Origin of the sequence: Pseudonocardia oceani, assembly GCF_019263585.2 — a bacterium.
Lineage (GTDB): Bacteria > Actinomycetota > Actinomycetes > Mycobacteriales > Pseudonocardiaceae > Pseudonocardia > Pseudonocardia oceani.
This window is the reverse complement of sequence record NZ_JADQDF010000001.1, coordinates 3546987-3570079: the sequence shown is the minus strand read 5'-3', so window position 1 is coordinate 3570079 and position 23093 is coordinate 3546987. Positions and strand designations below refer to the sequence as shown.

Here is a 23093-nt window from a genome sequence, read left to right as displayed (position 1 = left end):
CCATGGCACCGAGCAACCGTGAGCGGGTGGGCCAGGCGTTCGAGCAGCTGGCCGTCGGGCTAGACGAGTTCATCACCCGCGTACTGGCCCCCGACCTCGCCGAGGGGTCGGACTGGACGCTGGTGCTGGCCGCTAAGGACGCCCAGCGCGGTGGCCGTCCCGGGGTCTACAGCCGGCTCGACCCGCAGTGCAGCCTGCGAATGCTCAGCGAAAACGTCACCGGTGCGGTGAAGGACGGGTGGTTCCCATTCAATCCTCACCTGTCTCGCTCCGAGCAGTCGCTGGCCAGTGAGCTTCGTGAGACCCGCAACAACTGGGCACACAACGCTTCGTTCACCGCCGACGACGCCTACCGGGCGCTCGACTCAGTTGAGCGGTTACTACGGGCCGCGGGCACCCCCGCCCAAGCTGAGGAGGTCAAACGCCAGCGGATCGACCTTCGGCGGGTCTCCGCCGAGCAGGAAGACCGGAAGGTGGTCCGCAGCGGCAGCTCGGCCGACCTGCGCTCGACCGGGCTGATTCCGTGGCGGGAAGTGCTGCGCCCCCACGACGACGTAGCGAGCGGCAATTTTCACGCGGCCGAGTTCGCAGCCGACCTCTCGATGGTGGCGCGCGGTGAGGGCGACGCCGAGTACACCGACCCTATCGAGTTCTTCCGCCGCACCTTCCTCACCACGGGCTTGAAGGACCTGATCAAACGCGCCACTCGCCGCCTATCCGGAGACCTGAACGCGTCGCCGGTCATTAACCTCCAGACCAACTTCGGCGGCGGCAAGACCCACTCGATGCTGTCGCTGTGGCATTTGGCATCAGGCCGGCCGCTGGTCGACTATCCACAAGAGGTACAGGACCTGCTTGCTGGACTCAGCCTTCCCGCGTCCGTACGCCGAGTCGCGCTGGTGGGCAACCAGATTGCCCCGTCTGGGCTGGAGACCAAGGCCGACGGCACCGTCGTTCGCACGCTCTGGGGCGAGCTGGCCTGGCAGCTCGGCGGCCGCGACGGCTTCGCGATTGTCGCCGAGGCCGACCGCACCTCCACAAACCCCGGTGAGGCGCTCCGCGAGCTGTTCCTCCGCTACGGCCCCGCCGTGATCCTCATCGACGAGTGGGTGGCCTACGCGCGCGGGCTCTACGGGCGCGACGACCTCGCTGGCGGCAGTTTCGACACCCAGTTCACCTTCGCCCAGTCCCTGACCGAGACCGCCAAGGCTGTGCCCGGCGTGCTCGTCGTGATCTCCATCCCGGCCTCGTCTGATGCCGCCACCACCGACGGCGCCGACGGGGCCAGTGATGAGGAAGTGGGTGGGGAGAACGGGCGCGAGGCGCTACGCCGGCTGCAGAACGTCGTGCGTCGCACCGCCGACCAGTGGCGCGCGGCCAGCGCGGACGAGAGCTTCGAGATCGTGCGGCGCCGCCTGTTCGCCACCCCCGACGGCGCTCAGCTCGCCCAGATTGCCGCCACCGCGGACGCGATGGTCGCCTTCTACCGCAAGAACTCTGGCGACTTCCCCAAGGCGGTGACCGACTCCGCGTACGGCGACCGGATCCGTCGCTCCTACCCAGTTCATCCCGAGCTGTTCGACCGACTCTATGAAGACTGGTCCACCCTCGACCGCTTCCAACGCACCCGCGGTGTGCTTCGGCTGATGAATACCGTGGTCGGCCAGCTCTGGCGAGAGGGCGACACCGCCCCGCTGATCATGCCCGGTTCCGTGCCACTGGACACCGACCTGGTGCTCACCGAAATCTCCCAATACCTCGACGACCGGTGGAAGCCGATCGTCGACGCCGACGTGGACGGTCCCACCTCCGCCCCAGCCCAGGTCGACAACGAGCACCCGCTGCTCGGCGCCCGGCACACCACGCAGCGGCTTGCCCGGACGGTGTTCGTCGGCGCCACCCCGACGCTGAGCACCGCCCACAAGGGGTTGGACCGGGCCCGGTTGTTCCTGGGTACCGCGCTGCCCGGCGACGTGCCCGGAAACTTCCACTCGGCCCTGAACCACCTGGCCAACCGGGCGACGTACTTCTACAGCTCCGGGTCCGCCTACTGGTACGACACGCAGGCCAACACCACCCGCACGGCACGCGACCACGCCGAGCGATTGCACCCCGAAGACGTCTGGGCCGAGGTCAAACGCAGGCTCGACCCGGTCAAGAAGAACTCGCCCCGCGGGTTCGCCGCCGTGCACGTCACCCCGGACAGCTCGGCGGACGTGCCGGACACCGCTGACGTGCGGCTGGTGATCGTGCCGTGCAAGGAGACCTACGACCGCAAGCAGAAAGACGAGTCACCTGCCGCGGTGTGGGCGCTCAACGTGGCGCAACGCCGCGGCTCTGCAGCGCGGGTGCACCAGAACATGGTGGTCTTCCTCGCGGCCGACGCAACCCGGTGGAAGGAACTGGACGACTCCATCCGCCAGTTCCTGGCGTGGAAGTACGTGCGCGACAACGCCGACAAGGCCCTCGGGCTCACCGCCGCGCAGCGCGCCCAGGCCGAGGACCGCCGGGACCGCGCCGACCAGACCGTTCGTGACCGGCTCCCCGCCACGTTCCACTGGGCACTGCTGCCGCAGGACCAACCGGTAACGATTAAGCCCGTTAAGGCGGACGGCACGACCGACGACGTCGCCGACCGCACGGCGGCCAAGCTGCGCGCAGGCGACGACCTATCATTGCAACGCGCCGCGAATGTGATACGCCTGGACCTCGACGGTCCGCTGCGCCCCGCATGGGACAAGGCCGGACACATCACGTTCGGCGAACTGTGGGGCTACTACACCACCTACCCCTACTTGGCTCGGCTACGTGATCGCTCGGTACTCGCCGATGGGGTGGCTGCCGTGATCGACAGCGAGCTCTTCTGGCAGGACACCGGTTTCGCGCTAGCCACTGGATGGGACGGGGAACGGTACTCCGGACTTGTTGTTCCCGGCAGCGCCGGGCGCGCTCCCGAGATCACCGACTCCGTCCTCCTAGTGCAACCCGATCGGGCGTTGGCGCAACTGCGCGCAGACGAAGAGCGGCGCGAGGCCGCGGCCGGCGGCGGACCCGGTCCCGCCGATCCGGTCGTCGATACCGGACCCGGCGGTACGGTCGGACCCGGACCGAGGCCCGGCGGTGGACAACCGGCGCCCACCCCGACCCGGTTTACCCGCTACTACGGCGTGAAAGAGCTCAACGCGGAGCGCTACGCGGGTGACTTCGCAAAGCTCGCCCAGGAGGTCGTAGCTCAACTCGCTGCCGTCGAGGGCGTACACCTTGAGGTTCGGGTCGAGATCACAGCCCACGCCCCGGGGGGCTTCGACGAGGCCAAGATGCGCACGATTCGGGAGAACGCGACGGTGCTCAGGTTCTCCGACTCCGGCTTTGAGCCGAGCTAGAGCTAGGCGGCACATCCGGAAGTGAACTGTGAGCTGGCTCTGCCGCCTTACCCAGCAGAGATGCGGGTGTGGCTCCGCCGTCGGTCGGGCGTGCGCAGCAACGCCACGCCGGCGGTGGGCGGTGCAAGCACGTTCTTCGCTTGCGGCGCCCGCCGCCGGTGTGGCATCCCTCCGGGCGACCGAGCGACGGCGGAGCCTCCCCCACCACCCTCCTACCGCAGCATTCGTCCTTGGCCGGCTCCGCTGGAGGAAGGGCCGGGTCCGGGCGGAGCCCGGGGAGCTCGTGCTTCAAATCGTCGGGGGCCGGTCGCATACTCAGGTCGTGTCCACACTGGTCCTGCCGTCGTGGGTGGTCCCGGACGTCGACGCGGTGCGGGAGTGCGAGCGGGTGAGCGTGCGCCGACTCGGGCTCGGCCCGCGCGCGGTGACCGCCCGCGATGCTGGCGTGGCCGCTGCGCTGGCGTGGCTCACGATCGGCGAGGTGTCGCCGCTGACCCATCGTGCGGTGCCGGGCACGCTTCACCCGGACGGCTCGTGGACGCCGGGCGCCACGTGGGAGCTGGTGCGGGCGGAGTCGTGGGTGGCGCTGTGCGTCGCGGCCGGCGCGCTGACGCCGACGGAGGAGGACTGGCGCCGGCTCGGCGTCGAGCCGGCGCCGGCGGCCATCGACGACGCGGAGTTCGCCTATGGCGCCTGGCGGACGCTGGCGTGGCTGCTCGGTGTCCGGGAGGACTTCCCGATCTACACGAGCTGGCACCGGGCCGCGAGCATCCGGCGCGATCGACGGCACCTTTACGGCCGCCGGCCCGCCGAGCGGGATGCGGCTTGGCGCGCTGCCGAGCAGGCGGCCCGGGATCAGGCGCGGGCCGACGCGCGGCGCCACTGGGAACACGTGCGGGCGCGGGTCGACGCCACGGCGTAGACACCGACCCGCGCGCCGGCGTCAGCGATCGCGCACCAGCTCCGCGCCGTCGTCCAGCTCGACGACCGGTTCGGCCTGCCGGCCCAGCTCGATCAGCTGCTCGTCCTCGGCAGCCCGCGCGGCGCGGGCAGCCTCGGCCTGCTGCCGGGCCGTGATCTCGGCGAGGGCGGCCTGCGCGCGCTCGACGGTCTCGGCGGTCTCATCGACCGTCGGGATGCGTCGACGTTCAGCCGGGTCGGTCCGCTCGCTCGGGTGCGCGGTACTGGCCTCACGGGCGTCGGGCACGGCGGTCTCGACCGCGTCGACCGGCTCGTCGAGTCGCTCGGCCGCCGGGTCGTGCAGCTCGTGCTCGTCGTGGATCGTGCGGTCGCGGTCGGCGTCGGTCTGCTCGGCGAGGTGGGCCGCGAGCCACTCGTCCCCAGTCACACGGTCATCGGGCTCGTCGGGGTCGATGCCGCGGGCGCGGAGTTCGGCGCCGGAGCGGTGGGCCTCGTCCCGCGTGACGGCGGTGTGTACGTACCACCGGCCGCGGGCCTCGTCGGCGTCCTCGAGTACGGCGGCGCGGGCGGCGAGCTGCTCCGCCTCGTGCGCGGCCGCGGCGGCATCGGCGCGGAGCCGGGCGCCGTCGGCCTCGTCGACGCCCGGGGCGTCGGCGTGGGCGGCCCACACCTCGGCGTCGGTGCGCGCCTGGGCGAGGGCCTGGTGGAGGGCGTCGAGTTCGTCGGCGACATCGCGCGGCGCCCACTGCTCCTCCCGCTGGTACGCGACGTACCGGGCGCGGAGCTGGCCGTCGGTCAGGTCGGCCTCCTCGGCGCCGGCGTCGAGCAGACCGAGGGCCTCGTGGGCGGCCCGGTAGACCGCAGCCTTCTCGGCGAGGCCGGGGGCCGGCGCGAAGCCGAGCGGGTCGCGGTCGTCGGTGTAGCCGGCGAGTTCGCGGTAGGCCGCGGCCCAGCCGGCGCGGTGCTCCCACTCCTGGCGGGCGAGCACGTCGTCGTCGGCCGGGACGGGGCCGAGCGCGTCGAGGGCCCACCGCGGCGGCTGCTCAGCGACCTCGGCGCCGAGTTCGTGTCGGCGGGTGTCGGCCGCCTCGGCCCGGTCGTGCATCCACGCGGCCCACTCCTCCGGCACCCGGGACGGGATGAGGTCGCTCATCGTCGTTAGGTGCGGGGTGAGCCGACCGGCGTACGCGGTGGTGATGCGGCTGTGGAGTACCTGGGCGGGCGAGCGTGAGCCGGTCAGGTCCCGGTCGGCGAGCACGCCGGACAGCATTGCGTCGGGGTCGTGGCCGGCGAGTTCGGCGGTGCGCAGCAGCCGCTCCAGCGAGCCGAACGCCTCGTCGGCGGCGAGCGCGGCGCGCTGGTCGGAAGTGATGGCGCCTTCGGCAGTGAGCCGGTCGAGCGTGGCGGCGGTTCGGCCGGCGGTGACGGTGCGGCCGATGACGTCGGCGAGCTGGTCGACGTGGGTCATCGTCGAGCGCGCGGCGATCTCGTCCTGCTCACGCTCGGCCAGTGCCGACCGTTCGTGCACGTAGCCGTCGAGCACGTCGGCGAGCACCGCGGCGGCACTGCGCGGTTCGATCTCGAACGTCTGCCCGGTGTCGGCGTCCGCCACGGTGGCGGTGGTGACCACCCACGCGGTGTTGCTGTCCCGACCGCGGGTCATCGGCACCAGCAGCCCGGGAAGGTCCGTCCCGGCTCCGGGCACGCAGTGGGCGGTGTCGACGGTGCGGCCCTCGGCGGCGTGGACGGTGGAGGCGTAGCCGAGCGTCAGGTCGGCGGCCACGTAGGTGGGTGGCAGGGCGAGCGGGTCGCCGAGCACCTCCCCGTCCGGGCGGCGCTCGACCACCGGCGCCACGGTGAGCCCGCCGTCCGGGCGCAGCGCGGTGACGCGGTAGGTGTCGCGGTTGATCGGGGCGCGGGTGTTGCCGTCGACGCCGATCAGCTCCCAGCCGTTGCGGCGGGCCTGCACGAGATCCCCGACGCCGGCCACCACGCCCTCCCAACCCTCACGAGCCAGCGGCACGCCGTGCTCGTCGACGCGGCCGAGCGCGACCAGCTCGGCGCGCAGCGCGGCCGACACCCGTGCGGCGGCGGCGTTGTCGCGGACCATCAGCAGCGACTCACGGCCGGCGAGGGTGTCGGCGAGCCACGCCCGGGACGCGGCGGTCTCGGCCTGCTCGGGCGTACCGCCCTCGCGAAGCCGACCGTGCTTGGCGTACTCGGCGAGCACGCCCGTGTCCCCGTCGCGCAGCCGCAGCGACGCGGCGCGCTCCCACTGCGAATGGAAGCGGCGGACGTCGGCGAGCTCGTAGCGGATGCCGTGCTCGGCGACGTCGGCCATCGCCCCGCCGGGCCCGACGGCGCCGAGCTGGCGCGGGTCGCCGACGAGCAGCAGCTTCGCGCCGGCCTCGGCGCACCGGGCCTGGATCTCGGCGAGCTGGTCGGTCCCGGCCATGTTCGCCTCGTCGACGACCACGAGATCGTCGGGTCGCAGCCGCCACCGCTCGTCGGCCGCGGAGCCGGTGCGGAGCCGGGTCTGTGCGCCGAGCCACGCGGCCGTGTTCGTCGCGGCGGTGACGCCCTCCTGGGCGAGCACCCCGGCCGCCACCTGCGACGGGGTGAGCCCGAAGACGCGCCGGTCGTCGACGCCGGCCCATGCCTCGGACAGCGCACCGACGACGAACGACTTGCCGGTGCCGGGCGCGGCCGACAGGACCTCGACCTGCGCGCCGGACGTCAGGACGCCGCGCAGCGCCGCCGCCTGGTCGACGCCCAGCGGGCGCCCGGACGTGGCGAACCGGGCGACCAGCGCGTCCGCGGCGTCCGTGGTGAACCGGGCCGTGCCGCGGCGGACCATTGCCGCGCGCAGCGCGTGCTCCGCCGAGACCTGGCCCTCGGTGGTGAACAGGGCGACGGCGGGCGCGGTGTAGGGCGACTGGCCGTTGGCGAGCAGCTCCGACGCCGGCAGGTTCGTCGTGTCGCCCGGGCGGGTCACCGGGACCGCGCCGTCGAGCGCGGCGTCGGTGAGCCCGTCGAGCAACGGGCGGACGTCCTCGGGCCGTATGCGCAGGTTGCCCGGCAGCGCGTCGGAGACGGCCCGCAGGAGCCCCGACCGGGTCCACGCCTGCTTCGTCTCCGACACCCCGGCGAGCGCGCGGTCGACGACGTCACGCACCGACCACGCGGCCGCCTCGCTCGCCTGCTGAGCGCGGGCCCGCACGTCGTGGGCGACCTGCCCGAGCCCGGTCCCGATCGTGCTCGCGCACCGCTCGGTCCACCGGGCGAGCTGCTCGGCGCGGGTCTCCCCCACGTGCGACTTCGCCGCGCGGGTGGCGAGCGTGGCCTGCCGGGCGATGTAGAACCGCTCCGCCGACGACGGTTCGCGCCCGTAGGTCCGGCGGAACTCGCCGAGCATCTCCGCCGTCCGACCGGTGACCGCGCGCCGGCGCGAGGAGAACAGGTCCATCACCTCGGCCGACACGCCGACCACCTCCCGCGCCCGCCCGTCGGGACGGGTGGCGAACTCGACGCCGAGCGAGCGCGTCATGTGGGCCTCCATGACCCGCTCGGCGATCGCGCCGGCCGCGCCGCGCAGGGCGTGGATGGCGCGGGAGTCGAGCGTGCGCCACGTCCCGTCCGCGCACGGGACCCGGTTGAGCACAGCCTGGTGGACGTGCAGCTGCGGGTCCTTGTCGCGGGAGTCGTGCTGCAGGAACTGCGCGACGACCCACTCGTGCGCGTCCACCCAACGGCCGGCGCCGCCGCCGTGGTGCCCGACGCGCGAGTAGCCGGCCTCGTCCTGCAGGTAGTCGATCACGGCGCGGGCACCGGCCATCACGGCCTCCTCGACGGCCTGCGCGTGCGCCTCCCACGCCTGCGCGGCCTCCTCGTCGCCGGCGGCGCGCGCGTCGTTGGCCGCCCGCTCGAAGGCGACGGCGAGCACGGTGACGCTCTTGGGCGCGGAGAACGTCAGGTCGAGGAACGCGACGGCCTGACGGGAGGAACGCTCGGCCTGCGCGCGCAGCTCGGCCCGCTCCTCGGGTCCGGCGTCCGGGTGCGACTCCAGCAGCCCGGTGTAGATCTCGTCCGCGCTGCGGTACTTGCGGTGTCCCGGCGCGAGCGCGTCGGCCTCGTCCCAGGTCTCCGGCGAGCGCGAGCGCGGGTCGCGCGGGTCCCGCAGGTGCGAGTAGAGCGCCTCCATCAGGTGCGGGTCGACGTGGCCGTCGAGCCCGAGGGCCTCGGCGCCGGCGCCATACCAACGCCCCGGCGGTTCGCCCGCGGCGACGGCGCCGGTGTAGTAGTTCTCGCGGCCCTTGGCGACGGCGTCGGTGAGGTAGCGGACGGAGTGTCCGGTGGCGATGCTGAGCACGGCAGTCTCCTTGTCGATCTTGCCATCGAGCGAGCCCGCCAGGGCGAGCGAAGATCACCACGGGATCGTGATGCCTCGGTGTGCTTCGTCCTTGGTTCTTCTGCTCGTCCTGGCGGTGATGCGCTTCTGTCAGGTGCGTCGGTGTTGCTGGCGGGTGTGGATGTCGGCTTCGTGGAGCTGCTCGTCGGTCGGTTCGGGTCGTGGGGCGAGTGCGTCCTTCGTCCAGGCGATGGCGATCAGCTCGGCGTGGTCGGCGAGCGGCGCGGGTGCGGCGGGTCGGGCGTTCGCGGTGCCGGTGCGGTGCAGGGACAGCTCGCACGTCCCGATCGCGGCGCGGACGCGTTTGGCGACGCCGGGGCGCTGGCGCTCGTGCCAGTCGCCGACGCGGGGCCAGGTGCCCGCCTGGGGGTCGAACGCCTCGGCGTGCGCGCGGCGCAGCCACCACAGCTCCTCGATCACGTCCGGGTGCCAGAGCCAGCAGGCGGAGAGCACGGCGTCCGGGTAGCGGAGGTAGACGCGGCGGGTCCACGCGATGAGATCGGCGAGGTCGGTGACGGCCTGCTCGGGGTCCTGCGCGAGCATCCAGGACCGGACCGCGGTCGGCGCCTCCCCGGCCGGGGTGAGCGCGGCGGCTACCTCGGCGAGGTCCCCGGCGAGCTGGCGGACCAGCGCGTCGAGCGCGGATACCCGGCGGCTGTTGCGCTCCACGGCCTTCGCCACGGCGGCGAGCTGCTCGTCCTCGGGCGCGCTCATCGCGGCCACCGGTCGCCCTCACCGGGCACCACGCGGAGCAGCGGACGCTCCTCGATCGGCACGACCTCGACGGCGCGCCACGGCTCGGCCGCCCGACGGAGGACACTCGCCACCCACGCGACCGGCCGGGCGGCGTGGACCGCCAGCCACCCGCGGGCCGTGCGGGCGGCGGCGCGGAGACGGACGTCGGGCGCGTCCGGGTACTGCCACGCGCGGACGTCGGGGCGCCGGTAGGCCATCTCCACGCGGCCGATCACCGGCGGCATCCCGCGACGGAAGGCGACGACGGTCTCGGCGGGCAGGTTCGCGATCTGCGCCGGCGCGAGCACCGGGACCCGGCGGACCGTCCGGGACGCGACGCGTCCGTGCAGGTCGGTCGTGGTGATCGGCTCGTCGCGGTCGCCACCCAACGTCGACCAATAGTTGAGGTCGTCGCGGGAGCGGGTGCCACCGAACACCATGACGGCGGCGGTGTTGTTGAGGATGACCTCGGCCTTGGCGTCGCCCCAGCGATCGAGCAGCTGCGCGCGGGACTGGAACGCGCCGATGATGGTCACGCCGCGCCCGCCCATGTCGGCCGTCCACTGATGCAGCGGCACCGGGCAGATCAGCGCCGCCTCGTCGAGCGCCAGTGTCAGCGGCGGGTCCAGCCGACCGCCCTTGCGCAGTGCGGCGATCCGTCGGGCCTCGCGGGCGATGTGCCCGGTGAGCGCGGACACGAGCGGCGCGGTCTGCGTCTCCTCGGCACCGAGCAGGTAGACCGTCGCGCGGGCGTCGAGCAGCTCGGCGACGTCGAACCCTGCTCCCCCGGTGCGCGGGCCCGTCGCCGCGGCGGTCGCCGCCTCGTGGGTGAGCCAGCCGAGCGCGGGCATGATCGTGGACGTGATCGAGGAGCGCGTCTTCTCGTTCGTCGCGAGGAACTGCGCAGCGTCCTGCTGCAACGCCGGCTGGGGCGAGCGGCGCAGCAGCGACGCCACCTCGGCCTTGGCGTCGTCCGGGTCGGTGACCCACCGCTGCACGTCGTGCATCGTCAGGTCGTGGTCGAGGGCGGCGGCGTGCAACAGCGCGGCCAGGACGCGCCGGGCCTGCGACTCCCAGAACTCCCGATCGCCCGACCCGCCACCCCACGTGCCGGCCGAGAGCAGGTCGGCCGCGCGCTCGGCGGCCGTCACGGGGTTGGTGCAGCCGGTGAGCGGGTCGAAGGTGACCGTCGAGCCGAGCGACGCGAGACCGACCGGGTTGAACACGTAGACCGGGCCGCGGGAGCGGCGCAGGGGCGCGGTCAGGTCATAGAGGTCGGTGCGGGTCGAGGTCACCAGGACGGCGCCGGGTGCGTCCAAGATGCGGCCGGCGAGGTACTGCGACTTGCCGGTACGCGGACCGCCGAAGATGCACACGACGTCCTCGCTGGACGCCCACACGCGCATCAGCCCGGCGCGGCAGAGCAGCACGGCGACGTCGGCGGTGCGGACGGTCCAGTAGCGCGCGACCCGCTGCCACCGGGTGACGGCGGCGAGGGACGGCCGGACGGTCCCGGCCCGGCGGCGCATCGCCAGGGAGCCGGCCACCTTGACGATGTCGGCAGTGGAGGCGACGCCGACCTTGCGCCGGGTGCGGGCACCCCAGCGGACGACGACCGCGGACGTGCGGGCGTAGCGGTGCCAGAGCAGCAGGGCCGCCGGCGCGAGCAGCAGGGCGAGGACCCACCCGGGGGTCTGCCAGTAGAGGGTGATCGCCGGCAGCAGGGCGAACGCCCCGAAGGCGACGGCGACCAGGCGGGCGCCTCGGGTCCAGGCGGCCCAGGCCACCCCGGCGGACACGGCGAGGACGAGCAGGGCGGAGCCGTTCACGGCTGGATCTCCGATCGGATCGGGGCGCCGTTGGTGGCGGCGTGGGCGAGTTCGGGCGGTGGGGTGGTGGTGCGGGCGCGGTCGAGGAGCCGGCGGGCCTCGTACTCCGAGACACCCAGCTCGCGGGCGATCCGGCGACGGCCGGCGCCCTCGGCGATCAGGCCGGCCGCGCGGTCGTCGTCGACGTCCGGTTCGGCCGGAGCCATATCCGGCACGGGACGCCCGACGAGCACCGCCAGGTGGACGACGGCGCCGAGCACGGCCGGTGCGACGGCGGACACGATGACGACGACCCACCAGGCCGGTCCCTGACCGAAGGCGGCGAGCCCGTGGCCGAGCGCGTTCGCCGCGACCGACAGCCCGAGCAGCGCCAGCGCGAGCGAGCGGGCGAACCGGCGGGCGCTCGTCGACACGGCCCCGCCGAGCCAGACGAGCGACCCGGCCGCGGCGCCGGCGTCGACGACGACCGGCAGCAGCCAGGCCAAGTCCGGCGAGAACCCGCACAGCAGGGCGAGATCGCGCAGGGCGGCGAACGAGAGGACGGCGGCGGCCGTGGCGACGACCAGCAGCAGCCCGTAGAGCACAGCGCGGGCCCTCATGTCGTCACCTCGACGCCGATGTGGCCGATGATCGACCAGAACTCGTTGAACCGGCTCTCGGCCGCTGCGACGCCGGCGCGGGCGGCGCGGAGCTGCTCGACGGCGTCGGCGAGCCGGGTGGCCGGGTCGACGGCGCGGGTGTCGTCGTAGAGGGTGCGGCCGGTGGCGTAGCGGGCGACCTGGGCGGCGAGCACCTGCGTCAGGTCCTCGACCGCGTGCAGGGTGCGGACCAGCTCGCCGGCGAGGGCGTAGAAGTCGGCGTGGTCCGGGCCGGCCCAGCGCTGCAGGCGGGCGACGTCCTCCCACCCGTCGGTCGCCTGCTCGGCGCGGGCGACCGCGGGCGCGCGGCCGTCGTCGGTGGGTGTCGTTGCGGTGGTGCTCATCTAGGATCGGGCCCTTCCTGCGTCTGTGTCCCTGCCTGGGTGCTGTGCGTGTGGGAGATCAGGAGGGGGGCCCGGTTGCAGCCGCGGCTCCCCTCCGCCTTGCTGATCCAGCGGGTGACGGTGCGGGCGGTGACGCCGCACCGGTGGGCGACCTCGACGACCGGCCGTCCCGCCGTCAGCAGGACCTGCCCGGCGGCCTCGACCTCCACCCGCGTCGCGCCCGGCCGCAGCCCGGCGTCGAGCGTGGCGACGGCGCGCCCCGCCTCCGACGACCCGCGCCCCCGCCGCTCCTCCGGCGTGAGCCCGCCGGCGATGCCGAAGGGGATGCGCACCAGCGCCTCGGCCAGGCACTCGGCCCGGACGGGGCACCGCGCGCACACGGCCTTGGCGACGGCGACCTGCGCCTCGTAGACCGGACCGTCCTCGGCAGTGGGAAAGAACGTCTCGGGCTCGACCGAGCGGCACTCCGCTCGGGCCCGCCACTCGCCGTTCATCCGACCGCTCCGGATCCGGACAGGGCCGGCGTCGCGGCGTTGTCGAGGGTCGAGAGGAACGTCGCGACAGCGCCGGGCAGGCCCGCACCGACCGGCGTCGAGACGAAGAGAACGATGGCGACGAGCGCGAACACCACGGCCCCGCCGGGCACCCGCGCCTTGGCGCAGATGATCGCGCCGACGATGGCGAAGAAGATCAGGACTCCGACGCTGGGCATCGCTCACACCCCCCGGCCGGGCTGGAAGGGGACCCACTCCGCGGCGTCGACGACGCTGCGGTCCGCCACGGCGGCCTCGACCATCTCCTCGAGCGCGCGGGCCGGGACGATGAGCCGGCCGCGGATCTTCACGGCCGGGAACTCCCCCGCCGCGATGGCCCGATAGACGGTCATCGCCGACATCCCGAGCAGCCGCGCCACCTCGGCGACGCTGTAGAACTGCGGCGCTCCGGCCGGCGGTTCCGTTCGCAACTGCAAACCTCGCATGACCACTCCCTCGTTATGTACACGTACGGTACGTGTACTAGACAGCGTAGGCACGAGTGGCGCTTTGTCAACGCTGTGACCTCGTGCGATACCGAGAGTGCGGCCGAGGGTGGGTGTGGCGGCAGATGACGCGGGATGACGTGGGGTGACGCGAGTTCCGCATCAGGGTTGATCTCCGCAGGTCAGCGCGTCATGGTGAGGAGGGGTCGGACCAGGAGGAGCGATGCCGAACCGGCTTGCTCAGGCACGTGCAGAACGGAAGTGGACGCAGGCGCAGCTGATCCACGAGCTGCGCCGGGCCGCCGGTACCAAGAACCCGTTGCCGCCGGACGAGAGCGTCAAGCGCCGCATCGCGATGTGGGAGAACAAGGGTGGGGCGGTCAGCCCCTTCTACCGGGACCTGCTGTGCAAGGCCTACCGCCGCAGCGCCATCGAGCTGGGCATCGCGGACGAGCCGGCACCTCCGCCACCGGCGCCGGCCCTCGACGATGCGCTACCGCTTGCCTTCACTCGTCTCGATCCTGGCGTCGTCACACTGCTCCGCGACCACACGCAGAGCATCCGCCTGCTGGACCGCCGGCTCGGCGGCGCACTGACGTTCAAGCAGACCGTGGCGCACGTCGAGCAGATCGACGGCCTGCTCCGCCACGCCCTGCCGGGCGCGCATCGGGAGGCGGCAGCCGACGAGCTCGGCCAGGCCGCCGCTCTCGCCGGCTGGCAAGCGCTCGACAGCGGCGACGTGCGCGAGGCGTGGCGGCTTCACGAGATCGCGACGGCGGCCGCGCGGGAGAGCGGGCAGGCGGCCGGCCTCGCGTACGCCACAGCACAGCAGGGCTACGTCCTGCTCGACGCGGGCCAGCCGGACGACGCGCACGCCCTCATCGCGCGTGCCCGGACGCAAGCCGGCTCCGCCGTTCCGTCGGTACTGCTGGCGTGGCTGCATGCCGCCGAGGGCGAGTCGCTCGCAGCTCTCGGACGGCGTGACGGCGCCCTGCGCGCGCTCGACGCGGCAGCCGACCTCCTCCCGAACGACGCGCAGGACGACTCGCTGCCCTACGTCATGCTCGGCGCCGGCCACCTCGCCCGCTGGCGCGGCCACTGTCTCGCCCGGCTCGGCGACGGCGGAGCAATCGACGACCTGACGAGCGCGCTCCACGCAATGGGGGCTCTTCCCAGATGAGGGTGTAGGTCGGCCGGGCGCGTCGGTCCGCAGATAGACGTCGAGGTCTCCCGACGATGGAGGTTCCTACGCCATCCATCCGAAAGACCTCGACGTGTCCGACGCTACCCCGCCGGCCGGCTTCGGCCGCCCTGACCTGACCGCCTTCGCTCGACTCGACGGCCTCGGTCTGAGCGTGACCGGGCAACGACTTGAACCGGATCGTGCGGTCCTCGCGTGCCGCGTGGTGGAACCAGATCAGTGGTGCCGACGGTGCGGCAGCGAAGGCGCTGCTCGTGACACCGTGATCCGGCGGTTGGCCCACGAGCCGCTGGGCTGGCGACCGACCGTGCTGGAAGTTGTAGTGCGCCGCTACCGCTGTGCCGACTGCGGACACGTGTGGCGCCAAGACACCAGCGCCGCGGCGGAGCCACGCGCGAAGCTCTCGCGCACCGGGTTGCGGTGGGCGCTGGAAGGGATCGTGGTCGCACACCTCACCGTCGCCCGTGTCGCCGAGGGACTCGGGGTCGCGTGGGACACCGCCAACAACGCGGTCCTGGCCGAAGGCAATCGGCTGCTGATCAACGACCCCACGCGGTTCGAGGGCGTGAAGGTCATTGGCGTCGATGAGCACGTCTGGCGCCACACCAGGCGTGGCGACAAGTACGTCACCGTGATCATCGACCTCACCCCGGTCCGCGATGGCGCCGGCCCAGCAAGGCTGCTGGACATGGTCGAGGGCCGGTCGAAGGCGGCGTTCAAGACCTGGCTCGCCGACCGCGACGACGCCTTCCGTGACGCGGTCGAGGTGGTCGCGATGGACGGCTTCACCGGGTTCAAGACCGCCGCTGCAGAGGAGATCCCGGACGCGGTCACGGTGATGGATCCCTTCCACGTCGTGCGCTTGGCCGGTGACGCCCTCGACAGGTGCCGGCGCCGGGTCCAACTCGCGATCCACGGGCACCGTGGGTTCAGGGACGACCCGCTCTACAAGTCGCGGCGCACGCTGCACACCGGCGCGGACCTGCTCACCGACAAGCAGAGCGACAGGCTACGCGCGCTGTTCGTTGATGACGCTCACGTCGAGGTCGAGGCGACCTGGGGTGTCTACCAGCGCATGATCGCCGCCTATCGCCACGAGGACCGGCAACGTGGCCGCGAGCTCATGGAGAAGCTGATCACCGACCTCAGCGCCGGCGTCCCCAAGGTGCTCACCGAGCTCACCACCCTGGGCCGGACCCTGAAGAAGCGAGCCGCTGACGTGCTCGCCTACTTCGAACGACCCGGCACCAGCAACGGGCCGACCGAGGCGCTCAACGGACGGCTCGAACACCTGCGCGGCTCCGCACTCGGGTTCCGCAACCTGACCAACTACATCGCCCGAAGCCTGCTCGAGACCGGCGGCTTCAGACCCCAACTCCTACACCCCCGATTGGGATGAGCCCCGAGAGTGCGGCCGAGGGTGGGTGTGGCGGCAGATGACGCGGGATGACGTGGGGTGACGCGAGTTCCGCATCAGGGTTGATCTCCGCAGGTCAGCGCGTCATGGTGAGGAGGGGTCGGACCAGGAGGAGCGATGCCGAACCGGCTTGCTCAGGCACGTGCAGAACGGAAGTGGACGCAGGCGCAGCTGATCCACGAGCTGCGCCGGGCCGCCGGTACCAAGAACCCGTTGCCGCCGGACGAGAGCGTCAAGCGCCGCATCGCGATGTGGGAGAACAAGGGTGGGGCGGTCAGCCCCTTCTACCGGGACCTGCTGTGCAAGGCCTACCGCCGCAGCGCCATCGAGCTGGGCATCGCGGACGAGCCGGCACCTCCGCCACCGGCGCCGGCCCTCGACGATGCGCTACCGCTTGCCTTCACTCGTCTCGATCCTGGCGTCGTCACACTGCTCCGCGACCACACGCAGAGCATCCGCCTGCTGGACCGCCGGCTCGGCGGCGCACTGACGTTCAAGCAGACCGTGGCGCACGTCGAGCAGATCGACGGCCTGCTCCGCCACGCCCTGCCGGGCGCGCATCGGGAGGCGGCAGCCGACGAGCTCGGCCAGGCCGCCGCTCTCGCCGGCTGGCAAGCGCTCGACAGCGGCGACGTGCGCGAGGCGTGGCGGCTTCACGAGATCGCGACGGCGGCCGCGCGGGAGAGCGGGCAGGCGGCCGGCCTCGCGTACGCCACAGCACAGCAGGGCTACGTCCTGCTCGACGCGGGCCAGCCGGACGACGCGCACGCCCTCATCGCGCGTGCCCGGACGCAAGCCGGCTCCGCCGTTCCGTCGGTACTGCTGGCGTGGCTGCATGCCGCCGAGGGCGAGTCGCTCGCAGCTCTCGGACGGCGTGACGGCGCCCTGCGCGCGCTCGACGCGGCAGCCGACCTCCTCCCGAACGACGCGCAGGACGACTCGCTGCCCTACGTCATGCTCGGCGCCGGCCACCTCGCCCGCTGGCGCGGCCACTGTCTCGCCCGGCTCGGCGACGGCGGAGCAATCGACGACCTGACGAGCGCGCTCCACGCAATGGGCGAGGGTCAGTACGGGCGTGCGGAGGTCGGCCTGCGCGTCGACCTGGCGCTCGCCCTCGCCGCGCGCGGCGACATCGGCGACTCGCAGGCTCACGCACGCAGGGCCGCGGAACTGGCCGGCCGTACCGGCTCGGTGCGCCAGCGCCGACGGATCGCGCAGCTACTCGCCGCGTGACGTCGGCGCGCCCGGCCCGCTGAGCGCGAGGACGTGCAGCAGCCCGACGAGCGACCCCGAGTTGACGATCTTCTGCGCGCGAATCAGCTCGGGAACCTCGGCGAGCGGCACCCACTCGAACGTGCCTTCGTTCAGCTCTGTGGCCTCGGCCACCTTCTCGGCGCCGCGCGCGACAAACACGTGGTGCGCGTTGCGGACCATCCCGACGTTGGGCTCGAACGTCACGAGGTGCTCGACGGACCGCGGCCGATAGCCAGTCTCTTCCTCGACCTCACGCGCCGCCGTCTCGGCCGGCGCCTCTCCCGGGTCGAGCAACCCGCCTGGCAACTCCCAGTTCCACAGGTCCGGCGCGAACCGGTGCCGCCACGCCATCAGTACATGCTCGCTTGAGTCGTCGAGCACGACGGTCATCGCGGCCGGCTTGAGCGTGACGACGTGGTGCTCGAATCGCTCGCCAGAAGGAAGCTCAACCTCCGCAATGTCGACAGACACCCACTCGTTCCGGTACACGGGCCTGCCACCATGAACAGACCAGCTGCCACTCTCATCCAACGAGTGCTCCATATCCTGACTGTAGCGAGGCTAAGGTGCCGAATTCCGAGTGTATGACTGCTCAACCTAACGCAGAAACGCGCCCGCCCCCTGACGAACGAACACGATACCGTCCTCTGTTAACGATCGATACGCCCGGCGAACAGTATTTCGGGAGACACCGTAAGCGGCGACCAACTCTGCCTCACTTGGGAGAGGCTCGTCAGCGGAGAACTCTCCCTCGGCTACACGAGCCTTGAGATCGAGCGCAATCTTCTCGTACGCATTTGAACCTTCTATTACTTGAGGCTCACCCACAACGCGCCGCCCCCGACCGCGGACCGACTCAATTAACCCTTCTCCTGTCAGGATGGCCAATGCCGATCGAACGGTGCCACGGGAGGCGCCGAATTCTTCCGACAACATGCCCTCAGAGGGCAGAAAGGCTCCAGAGGCAAGCCGGCCGGAGACAACTCGCTCCCGCAGTTCTCCGGCGATACGCCGCGAAGTGCCTCGGGGGTTCAAACGCCCACGCTCCCACAGGCCGGGTACAACTACTACGCGAGTATAGGGCGTCGCTAGCGCACCCACGCAAGGCGACCATAGCTCAGTGGCGAGCACTTGCGGCTGACAGCTGGACCTAGACGCTCGGCCACCTCGATCCTGCCCGCCACCACCATCGACCGCAGCGCCAACCCGGCCCGCGCTGCGCAGCGAATAGCGCATCGCAGTTGACAGGAACGCAACGAGTGACTAAACCCTTATCAACACAACCTGGCCACAGAGCACTTCTCGAGCCCGTTACTGGGCAGCAACGTCGCCGCCAGTTCGCTTCACGCGATAGGAGATAGACCCGATGCAGTCTGCGGCACAACTGGTCGACAATTTCGTACTAGATGGCCGCATTGCGCCCGACGAGGAGATGCGCCGCCTTCTGCGCGAGCTGGGAAGCAACAGCTCTCGAGTTGAGCATAACCACCTCGACTTCAAGCGAGAATTTGACCAGTCCGACAGTCAGTGGCTCGACTTCGTGAAACATGCTGTCGCCCTAGCAAATACCGGCGGAGGCGTTCTTGTGCTCGGCGTCTCGGATGATGGAACACGGACCGGACTGGCAGAGTCATTACTGCAAGTGTTCGATCCCACCAAAGTTGCCAGCCGAATTACTAAGTACAGCGGAAACTCGGCAGTCCGAACCGCATACTCAGACCGTGTTTGAGAAGGGTCGGCGTGTCTGCGCCGCGCGGGCCGCGCTCTGGTCCATCGTGGACGGGTGGCTCGGCGTCAGCGGCGGTATCCCTCGGACACCAGCGATGAGCAGTGGGCGTTGATCGAACCGCTGTTGCCCGAGGCCGGGGCGGGTGGGCGTCCGGAGAAGCACCCGCGCCGGGACGTGGTCGACGCGATCCTCTACGTCGTGCGGGCGGGGTGCGCTTGGCGGGCTCTACCAGCGGACTTCCCGCCCTGGCAGACCGTCTACTGGTATTTCAACCGGTGGGAACAGCAGAAGGTCACCGAGAAGATCCTCCCGGTCGTGCGCCGTCAGCTACGTGCCGACGAGGGGCGGGACCCGGAACCGAGCGCGGGGATCATCGACTCGCAGTCGGTGAAGGGTGCCGACACCGTCGGGCAGGACTCGCGCGGCTTCGACGCAGGGAAGAAGATCAACGGCCGGAAGCGGTTCATCGTGACCGACACCCTGGGCCTGCTGTTGACCACGGTGGTGTGCTCGGCGTCGGTGCAGGACCGCGACGGGGCGAAGTCGATCCTGCTCGACCTGTACCTGCGCACCAGGGTGCGGTTCGTCTACGCCGACGCCGGGTTCGCCGGACGCCTGCTGGAGTGGGCGAACACGATCCTGCGCACCAGCGTCGAGGTCGTGCGCAAACCGCCTGAGCAGCGCGGGTTCGCCGTCCTCCCGCGCCGCTGGGTGGTCGAGCGGACACTGGCCTGGCTGACCGCACACCGCCGTCTGGCCCGCGACTACGAACGCCACCCCGCCGTCTCCGAGGCCATGATCCGCTGGGCCGCGATCAACACCATCACCCGCCGCATCGCCCGCGGCAAGCCGGCCGCCCGCCAACAGAAGTACGTCTTCACACCCGCGACTTGATCTTCTCAAACACGCTCTCAGAGCTGTCGTACTATAACAAAATCGTGGGCTTTCTCTGGGTTTACCCTAGCTCGCGCTTGATTGTTTTCGACAAGACGATCCAATACCCGGGGTCAAACAAGACGGCCATTCAGCAGGGAGTCGTCTACGTCCGTCGCCAAAGCGCTACCGGGCCGGCTACGCAACTCGAAGTCAACACTGCGATGGATCGACTACTGACTCGCAACCTCAAGGCATTCATCGCCCGCATCGATCATGTAGCTTCTCTGCCGGTGGCAACACAGCTAGTTGCGACCAGCCCTGGGTCAGAAACTGGATACGTCCTGACAGCGAGCGGTGAAGGGATACCGGTGACAATCGTTGGGCCCGAGAAGGGGGCAACGGCGATCAAGATCGACGAGACGCTTCTACCCGACTTTCCGCTCAGCGGCCCGACACACGAGATTGCGAATCAGGTTCGGCAATGGCGCATGGATGCCGGGCACCGCGTTAAGCCTAGTACCCTTCACCGGTGGTACTCCGTTCATGACGAGATCGACTTCGACGCCGTGTCGGACGGCGCTCTTTTTGCGTGTTTATCAGCAATCGACGGCAGTGACTTCCCGATGTTCTAGGCCTCAAAGGTTAAGCCCGAACAACTTCGCACGCTTCTTCTTGAGAAGATTTCCACCAACGACTATCCGGCAAGTACAATTGTGCCCTACATTGTAGGCGCATTCTTTTGGGAAGAACGTTCAGTGCTCCTTCCTAGTGACTACGGAATCCGCGGTGCAGTGAGGAGAGTCTGCGATAGCCCCGACCGGCCTTCCTACCTTTCTGATGTTCGACGTGCCTACGGAATTGTACGGCTTCCCGGGGGGCGCGAAGCGAGGATTCGAGAAGCGGTCGAGGATAGACAGCTTGCCACGGCCTTGTACTCAGAGATCCTCAGCAGTGGCGACCAGATGATTCAAGCGAACCGCACGTTTCTGCATCAGCTAGACCTATACTTGCACGTCGCACTCTAAGGTCGAATCTCTCGCAGACAGCTACCCACCCGGGGACAAGTTGCGATAGAGCTAGCGAGGCATGTGACGTTGCGCCCCAGATAGGCGGCGCATCGACCTGACATCGACTCGCTCAAATAGCTCGTTGAACCAGCCCACGTTACCCTGCGACGCCTCACGCTTAGAGATTCGTCGACCACTGAAGTACCGCTCCCCTTCGTAGACCAACCCAAACGACTTACCTGCGCCTTGTCGATGAAGGCCTACCAACTGAGGGCCCCCACCACTTAGTGGGTCCGCTGCTTCAGCCAGGGCTTCCGAGAACGCGCCAAAAATGGCTCGGCTCGTTCCACCCTGACGACTTTCCTCCCACAACTTTCGAGCACTCCGGACATTTGCGGCTCCACTACCCGCAATCGTCAGCTCGGCAGATCTTGGAGGCATGGGAATCGATCTACGCGTCCACTTATTAACTTGGGCTTCATAGAACAGCACCGATAGCGAGAACACTGAGCGCATTCCAACTCCGAGTCGATGCGCCATCAAAATACCTAGGTCATGTCGATGCATCACAGGATAATCGAGCCAGAGTGTGCGAATAACGTTCCCTATCGCGCCGTATGGACGGGAAGGATTCACGGCGATGAGGGAGTTGTCTAGCTGCTCAACGACCACCGGAAGTGCGAGTGCAGGGAAGACAACGTCGCCCCAGTAGCCGAAAACGAAGGCCTCACGCTGGCTCGCGAAGGTTTTTCGGCCCTGACTCCACGACCCGGAGGAGCCCCACGTGATCTTGCTGTCACTGGCGATGTAGATGGCAGACACTCCGCGCGAGTCGACGGCTGCCCACGAAGCGATAGTCGTCACCACCAGATATTGACACCGAAGCGCTGATTGCGACACGATCTTTTGGCAACTCCTGGGGCCGTCACCACATGACGGTACGAGTTGTCCCTGCCGTGGCTCCGCCACGGCACCCAGGTCTTGAGCGGCGGCGTGTCGGCCGGAAGGCCTGCACGCCGCCGTCCGGGCCGATGCAGGCTTGTGGCATGCCGTCGACGCAGCCTCCTCGATAGCTGGCTCGTGGAGCCGTTCGTGGAGCGAAACTGCGAGTGCCAGCGAGGTGTGGAGCTACTATGGCTGCTTCCGCTTACGAAAAGTCGCACGTAGATGACTTAGTAGTGGAGTGAGCTGACACTCCTAAAGCGGGTGCCGCAGGTTCGAATCCTGCCGGGGGCACAAGCGCTGACCAGGGGGATGCGCCCCGCGATGTCGCGAGCAGACACCCCGCATGGCACGCGGACTGGGTCGACGAAGCCGACCGACGTGCGGCCGACACGATGGCTGCGATCGTTCCGAGGCCGGTACGCGATCCAGCTGTACCCCGTGGGCCATACCAGACGATCGCCGAGGGCCTGATCGACGTTGCTCGCGGCAGGAGAGCAGTGGTCTCGAATCCTGGCGGCTGAGCCGCTGGGTGCGCGGATGCACAGCTGATCCTCGTTCTCTTCCACCGAGTGCACTGCCCGACCCGACGAGGCAACGGGGTCGGTGGATCCGCCCAGGTGCAGGATGACCAGGCAGAGCGACGACGACCGAGGGGAGCAACCATGGCGAGCCCGAACAGCCGCCGTCAGCTGGTGTCGAACGAGCTGCTCGAGCACGCCGCCCGCCTGTTCACCGAGCGGGGGTTCGCCGGCACCAGCCTGCAGGACATCGCAGACTCGATGGGCGTGAGCCGGCCGACGATCTACACCTACGTCCGGAACAAGGACGAGCTGCTCTCCGAGCTCGTACACGACGTCCTGGACCCCACCGTCCGGATCCTCGAGGAGACCGGCGGGCGCGACGACCTCTCCCCTGTCGACCGGCTGACCGAGGCCGTGCGGGAGATGGCGCTGCACAACTGCCACAACGCCGTCCGCTTCCGGCTGCTCGACCGCAGTGAGCCCCACCTGTCCCCGGAGCTGGCCGCCCGGCACCGAGACTCGCGACGGCGGGTGCTCGCGCTGCTCGTGGGGCTCGTCGAGGACGCCGTGACGGCAGGCGACATCCGGCCCCTGCCGGCCCGGACGGTCGCCCTCTCCTGGCTGGGAATGATCAACTGGATCGCCTGGTGGTACCGGGCCGAGGTCGACGACCCGCCCGAGCAGGTCGCCACGGCGATGGTCGAGCTCGCGATGACCGGGGTCCGGCGCAGCGCGGGACGCTCGGTCGATGCCGGCCCGTGGGCCGCACTCGCGCTGCTCAAGGAGGACGTGGCCCACCTCGAGCGCACGTTGTCCGCGGAGCTGCCCGACACCGAGAGGTAGGTCGGATCACCCTTTCGGCGGCTTGTGACATCCACGTCAGGAAGCTGACAGTTGTGTCGACTC

The 23093-nt window shown here is 70.4% G+C and carries 18 protein-coding genes and 1 pseudogene; 9 read left to right on the top strand and 10 right to left on the bottom strand.

What is annotated here, in order from left to right:
* The first annotated feature begins 2 nt into the window (after positions 1-2).
* Together I4I82_RS17995 and I4I82_RS17990 are read left to right on the top strand one after the other, a co-directional pair.
* A complete protein-coding gene (locus I4I82_RS17995) occupies positions 3-3383 on the top strand; it encodes a Swt1 family HEPN domain-containing protein (protein ID WP_218590226.1) in 3381 nt (1126 codons plus the stop codon).
* A gap of 322 nt (positions 3384-3705) precedes the next feature.
* Positions 3706-4305, top strand: a complete 600-nt coding sequence (locus I4I82_RS17990) for a hypothetical protein (protein ID WP_218590227.1) — start codon at positions 3706-3708, stop codon at positions 4303-4305.
* Positions 4306-4326: 21 nt separating this feature from the next.
* On the opposite strand, the gene mobF is transcribed toward I4I82_RS17990, so the two are convergent.
* The 8 genes from mobF to I4I82_RS17950 form a co-directional block, all read right to left on the bottom strand.
* Complete coding sequence (gene mobF, locus I4I82_RS17985) at positions 4327-8673, bottom strand: MobF family relaxase (RefSeq protein ID WP_218590228.1); 4347 nt, start codon at positions 8671-8673, stop codon at positions 4327-4329.
* A 129-nt stretch (positions 8674-8802) separates the two neighbouring features.
* Positions 8803-9426, bottom strand: a complete 624-nt coding sequence (locus I4I82_RS17980; RefSeq protein WP_218590229.1) for a hypothetical protein — start codon at positions 9424-9426, stop codon at positions 8803-8805.
* Positions 9423-11276 carry a type IV secretory system conjugative DNA transfer family protein gene (locus I4I82_RS17975; protein ID WP_218590230.1) on the bottom strand — a complete coding sequence of 618 codons (1854 nt, stop codon included), beginning with the start codon at positions 11274-11276 and terminating at the stop codon, positions 9423-9425. Before I4I82_RS17975 ends, I4I82_RS17980 begins: the two co-directional genes overlap by 4 nt.
* Positions 11273-11875, bottom strand: coding sequence for a DUF2637 domain-containing protein (locus tag I4I82_RS17970; RefSeq protein ID WP_218590231.1), 603 nt, complete (start codon positions 11873-11875; stop codon positions 11273-11275). The genes I4I82_RS17975 and I4I82_RS17970 overlap by 4 nt, the downstream gene beginning before the upstream one ends.
* Positions 11872-12258 carry a hypothetical protein gene (locus I4I82_RS17965; protein ID WP_218590232.1) on the bottom strand — a complete coding sequence of 129 codons (387 nt, stop codon included), beginning with the start codon at positions 12256-12258 and terminating at the stop codon, positions 11872-11874. Before I4I82_RS17965 ends, I4I82_RS17970 begins: the two co-directional genes overlap by 4 nt.
* A complete protein-coding gene (locus I4I82_RS35010) occupies positions 12255-12752 on the bottom strand; it encodes a WhiB family transcriptional regulator (RefSeq protein WP_218590233.1) in 498 nt (165 codons plus the stop codon). The genes I4I82_RS17965 and I4I82_RS35010 overlap by 4 nt, the downstream gene beginning before the upstream one ends.
* Positions 12749-12970 carry a hypothetical protein gene (locus I4I82_RS17955; protein WP_218590234.1) on the bottom strand — a complete coding sequence of 74 codons (222 nt, stop codon included), beginning with the start codon at positions 12968-12970 and terminating at the stop codon, positions 12749-12751. Before I4I82_RS17955 ends, I4I82_RS35010 begins: the two co-directional genes overlap by 4 nt.
* A gap of 3 nt (positions 12971-12973) precedes the next feature.
* The gene (locus tag I4I82_RS17950) at positions 12974-13237 is read right to left on the bottom strand and encodes a helix-turn-helix domain-containing protein (protein ID WP_218590235.1); all 264 of its coding nucleotides are present in this window, start codon (positions 13235-13237) and stop codon (positions 12974-12976) included.
* A 223-nt stretch (positions 13238-13460) separates the two neighbouring features.
* On the opposite strand from I4I82_RS17950, the gene I4I82_RS17945 reads away from it, so the two are divergent.
* From I4I82_RS17945 to I4I82_RS17935, 3 genes are all read left to right on the top strand, one after another.
* Positions 13461-14417 carry an NsdA family TPR-like regulatory protein gene (locus I4I82_RS17945; protein ID WP_218595884.1) on the top strand — a complete coding sequence of 319 codons (957 nt, stop codon included), beginning with the start codon at positions 13461-13463 and terminating at the stop codon, positions 14415-14417.
* A gap of 94 nt (positions 14418-14511) precedes the next feature.
* Positions 14512-15837 carry an ISL3-like element ISPfr2 family transposase gene (locus tag I4I82_RS17940; RefSeq protein ID WP_032401348.1) on the top strand — a complete coding sequence of 442 codons (1326 nt, stop codon included), beginning with the start codon at positions 14512-14514 and terminating at the stop codon, positions 15835-15837.
* A gap of 135 nt (positions 15838-15972) precedes the next feature.
* The gene (locus I4I82_RS17935; RefSeq protein WP_225920622.1) at positions 15973-17088 is read left to right on the top strand and encodes an NsdA family TPR-like regulatory protein; all 1116 of its coding nucleotides are present in this window, start codon (positions 15973-15975) and stop codon (positions 17086-17088) included.
* Here the strand turns inward: I4I82_RS17935 and I4I82_RS17930 are convergent.
* Positions 17074-17598 carry an NUDIX hydrolase gene (locus I4I82_RS17930; protein WP_308112798.1) on the bottom strand — a complete coding sequence of 175 codons (525 nt, stop codon included), beginning with the start codon at positions 17596-17598 and terminating at the stop codon, positions 17074-17076. The two genes, I4I82_RS17935 and I4I82_RS17930, sit on opposite strands and share 15 nt — an antisense overlap.
* Positions 17599-17706: 108 nt before the next feature.
* Positions 17707-18345 carry a GntR family transcriptional regulator gene (locus I4I82_RS17925; protein ID WP_225920621.1) on the bottom strand — a complete coding sequence of 213 codons (639 nt, stop codon included), beginning with the start codon at positions 18343-18345 and terminating at the stop codon, positions 17707-17709.
* A gap of 130 nt (positions 18346-18475) precedes the next feature.
* On the opposite strand from I4I82_RS17925, the gene I4I82_RS17920 reads away from it, so the two are divergent.
* The 4 genes and pseudogenes from I4I82_RS17920 (at position 18476) to I4I82_RS17905 (ending at position 23030) form a co-directional block, all read left to right on the top strand.
* Positions 18476-18838, top strand: a complete 363-nt coding sequence (locus tag I4I82_RS17920; RefSeq protein WP_218595883.1) for an AlbA family DNA-binding domain-containing protein — start codon at positions 18476-18478, stop codon at positions 18836-18838.
* A 15-nt stretch (positions 18839-18853) separates the two neighbouring features.
* Positions 18854-19769: pseudogene (locus tag I4I82_RS17915) on the top strand (IS5 family transposase).
* Between the two features lie 7 nt (positions 19770-19776).
* On the top strand, positions 19777-20346 hold the full coding sequence (locus I4I82_RS17910) for a hypothetical protein (RefSeq protein ID WP_218595882.1): 570 nt from the start codon (positions 19777-19779) through the stop codon (positions 20344-20346).
* Positions 20347-22328: 1982 nt separating this feature from the next.
* Positions 22329-23030, top strand: a complete 702-nt coding sequence (locus I4I82_RS17905; RefSeq protein WP_218589478.1) for a TetR/AcrR family transcriptional regulator — start codon at positions 22329-22331, stop codon at positions 23028-23030.
* Positions 23031-23093: the final 63 nt, after the last annotated feature.

Coding starts and splice junctions, on each gene's coding strand:
- I4I82_RS17995 (WP_218590226.1), top strand. CDS start 3: ATGGCACCGAGCAACCGTGAGCGGGTGGGCCAGGCGTTCGAGCAGCTG.
- I4I82_RS17980 (WP_218590229.1), bottom strand. CDS start 9,426: ATGAGCGCGCCCGAGGACGAGCAGCTCGCCGCCGTGGCGAAGGCCGTG.
- I4I82_RS17970 (WP_218590231.1), bottom strand. CDS start 11,875: ATGAGGGCCCGCGCTGTGCTCTACGGGCTGCTGCTGGTCGTCGCCACG.
- I4I82_RS17965 (WP_218590232.1), bottom strand. CDS start 12,258: ATGAGCACCACCGCAACGACACCCACCGACGACGGCCGCGCGCCCGCG.
- I4I82_RS35010 (WP_218590233.1), bottom strand. CDS start 12,752: ATGAACGGCGAGTGGCGGGCCCGAGCGGAGTGCCGCTCGGTCGAGCCC.
- I4I82_RS17955 (WP_218590234.1), bottom strand. CDS start 12,970: ATGCCCAGCGTCGGAGTCCTGATCTTCTTCGCCATCGTCGGCGCGATC.
- I4I82_RS17950 (WP_218590235.1), bottom strand. CDS start 13,237: ATGCGAGGTTTGCAGTTGCGAACGGAACCGCCGGCCGGAGCGCCGCAG.
- I4I82_RS17945 (WP_218595884.1), top strand. CDS start 13,461: ATGCCGAACCGGCTTGCTCAGGCACGTGCAGAACGGAAGTGGACGCAG.
- I4I82_RS17935 (WP_225920622.1), top strand. CDS start 15,973: ATGCCGAACCGGCTTGCTCAGGCACGTGCAGAACGGAAGTGGACGCAG.
- I4I82_RS17925 (WP_225920621.1), bottom strand. CDS start 18,345: ATGCGCTATTCGCTGCGCAGCGCGGGCCGGGTTGGCGCTGCGGTCGAT.
- I4I82_RS17920 (WP_218595883.1), top strand. CDS start 18,476: ATGCAGTCTGCGGCACAACTGGTCGACAATTTCGTACTAGATGGCCGC.
- I4I82_RS17905 (WP_218589478.1), top strand. CDS start 22,329: ATGGCGAGCCCGAACAGCCGCCGTCAGCTGGTGTCGAACGAGCTGCTC.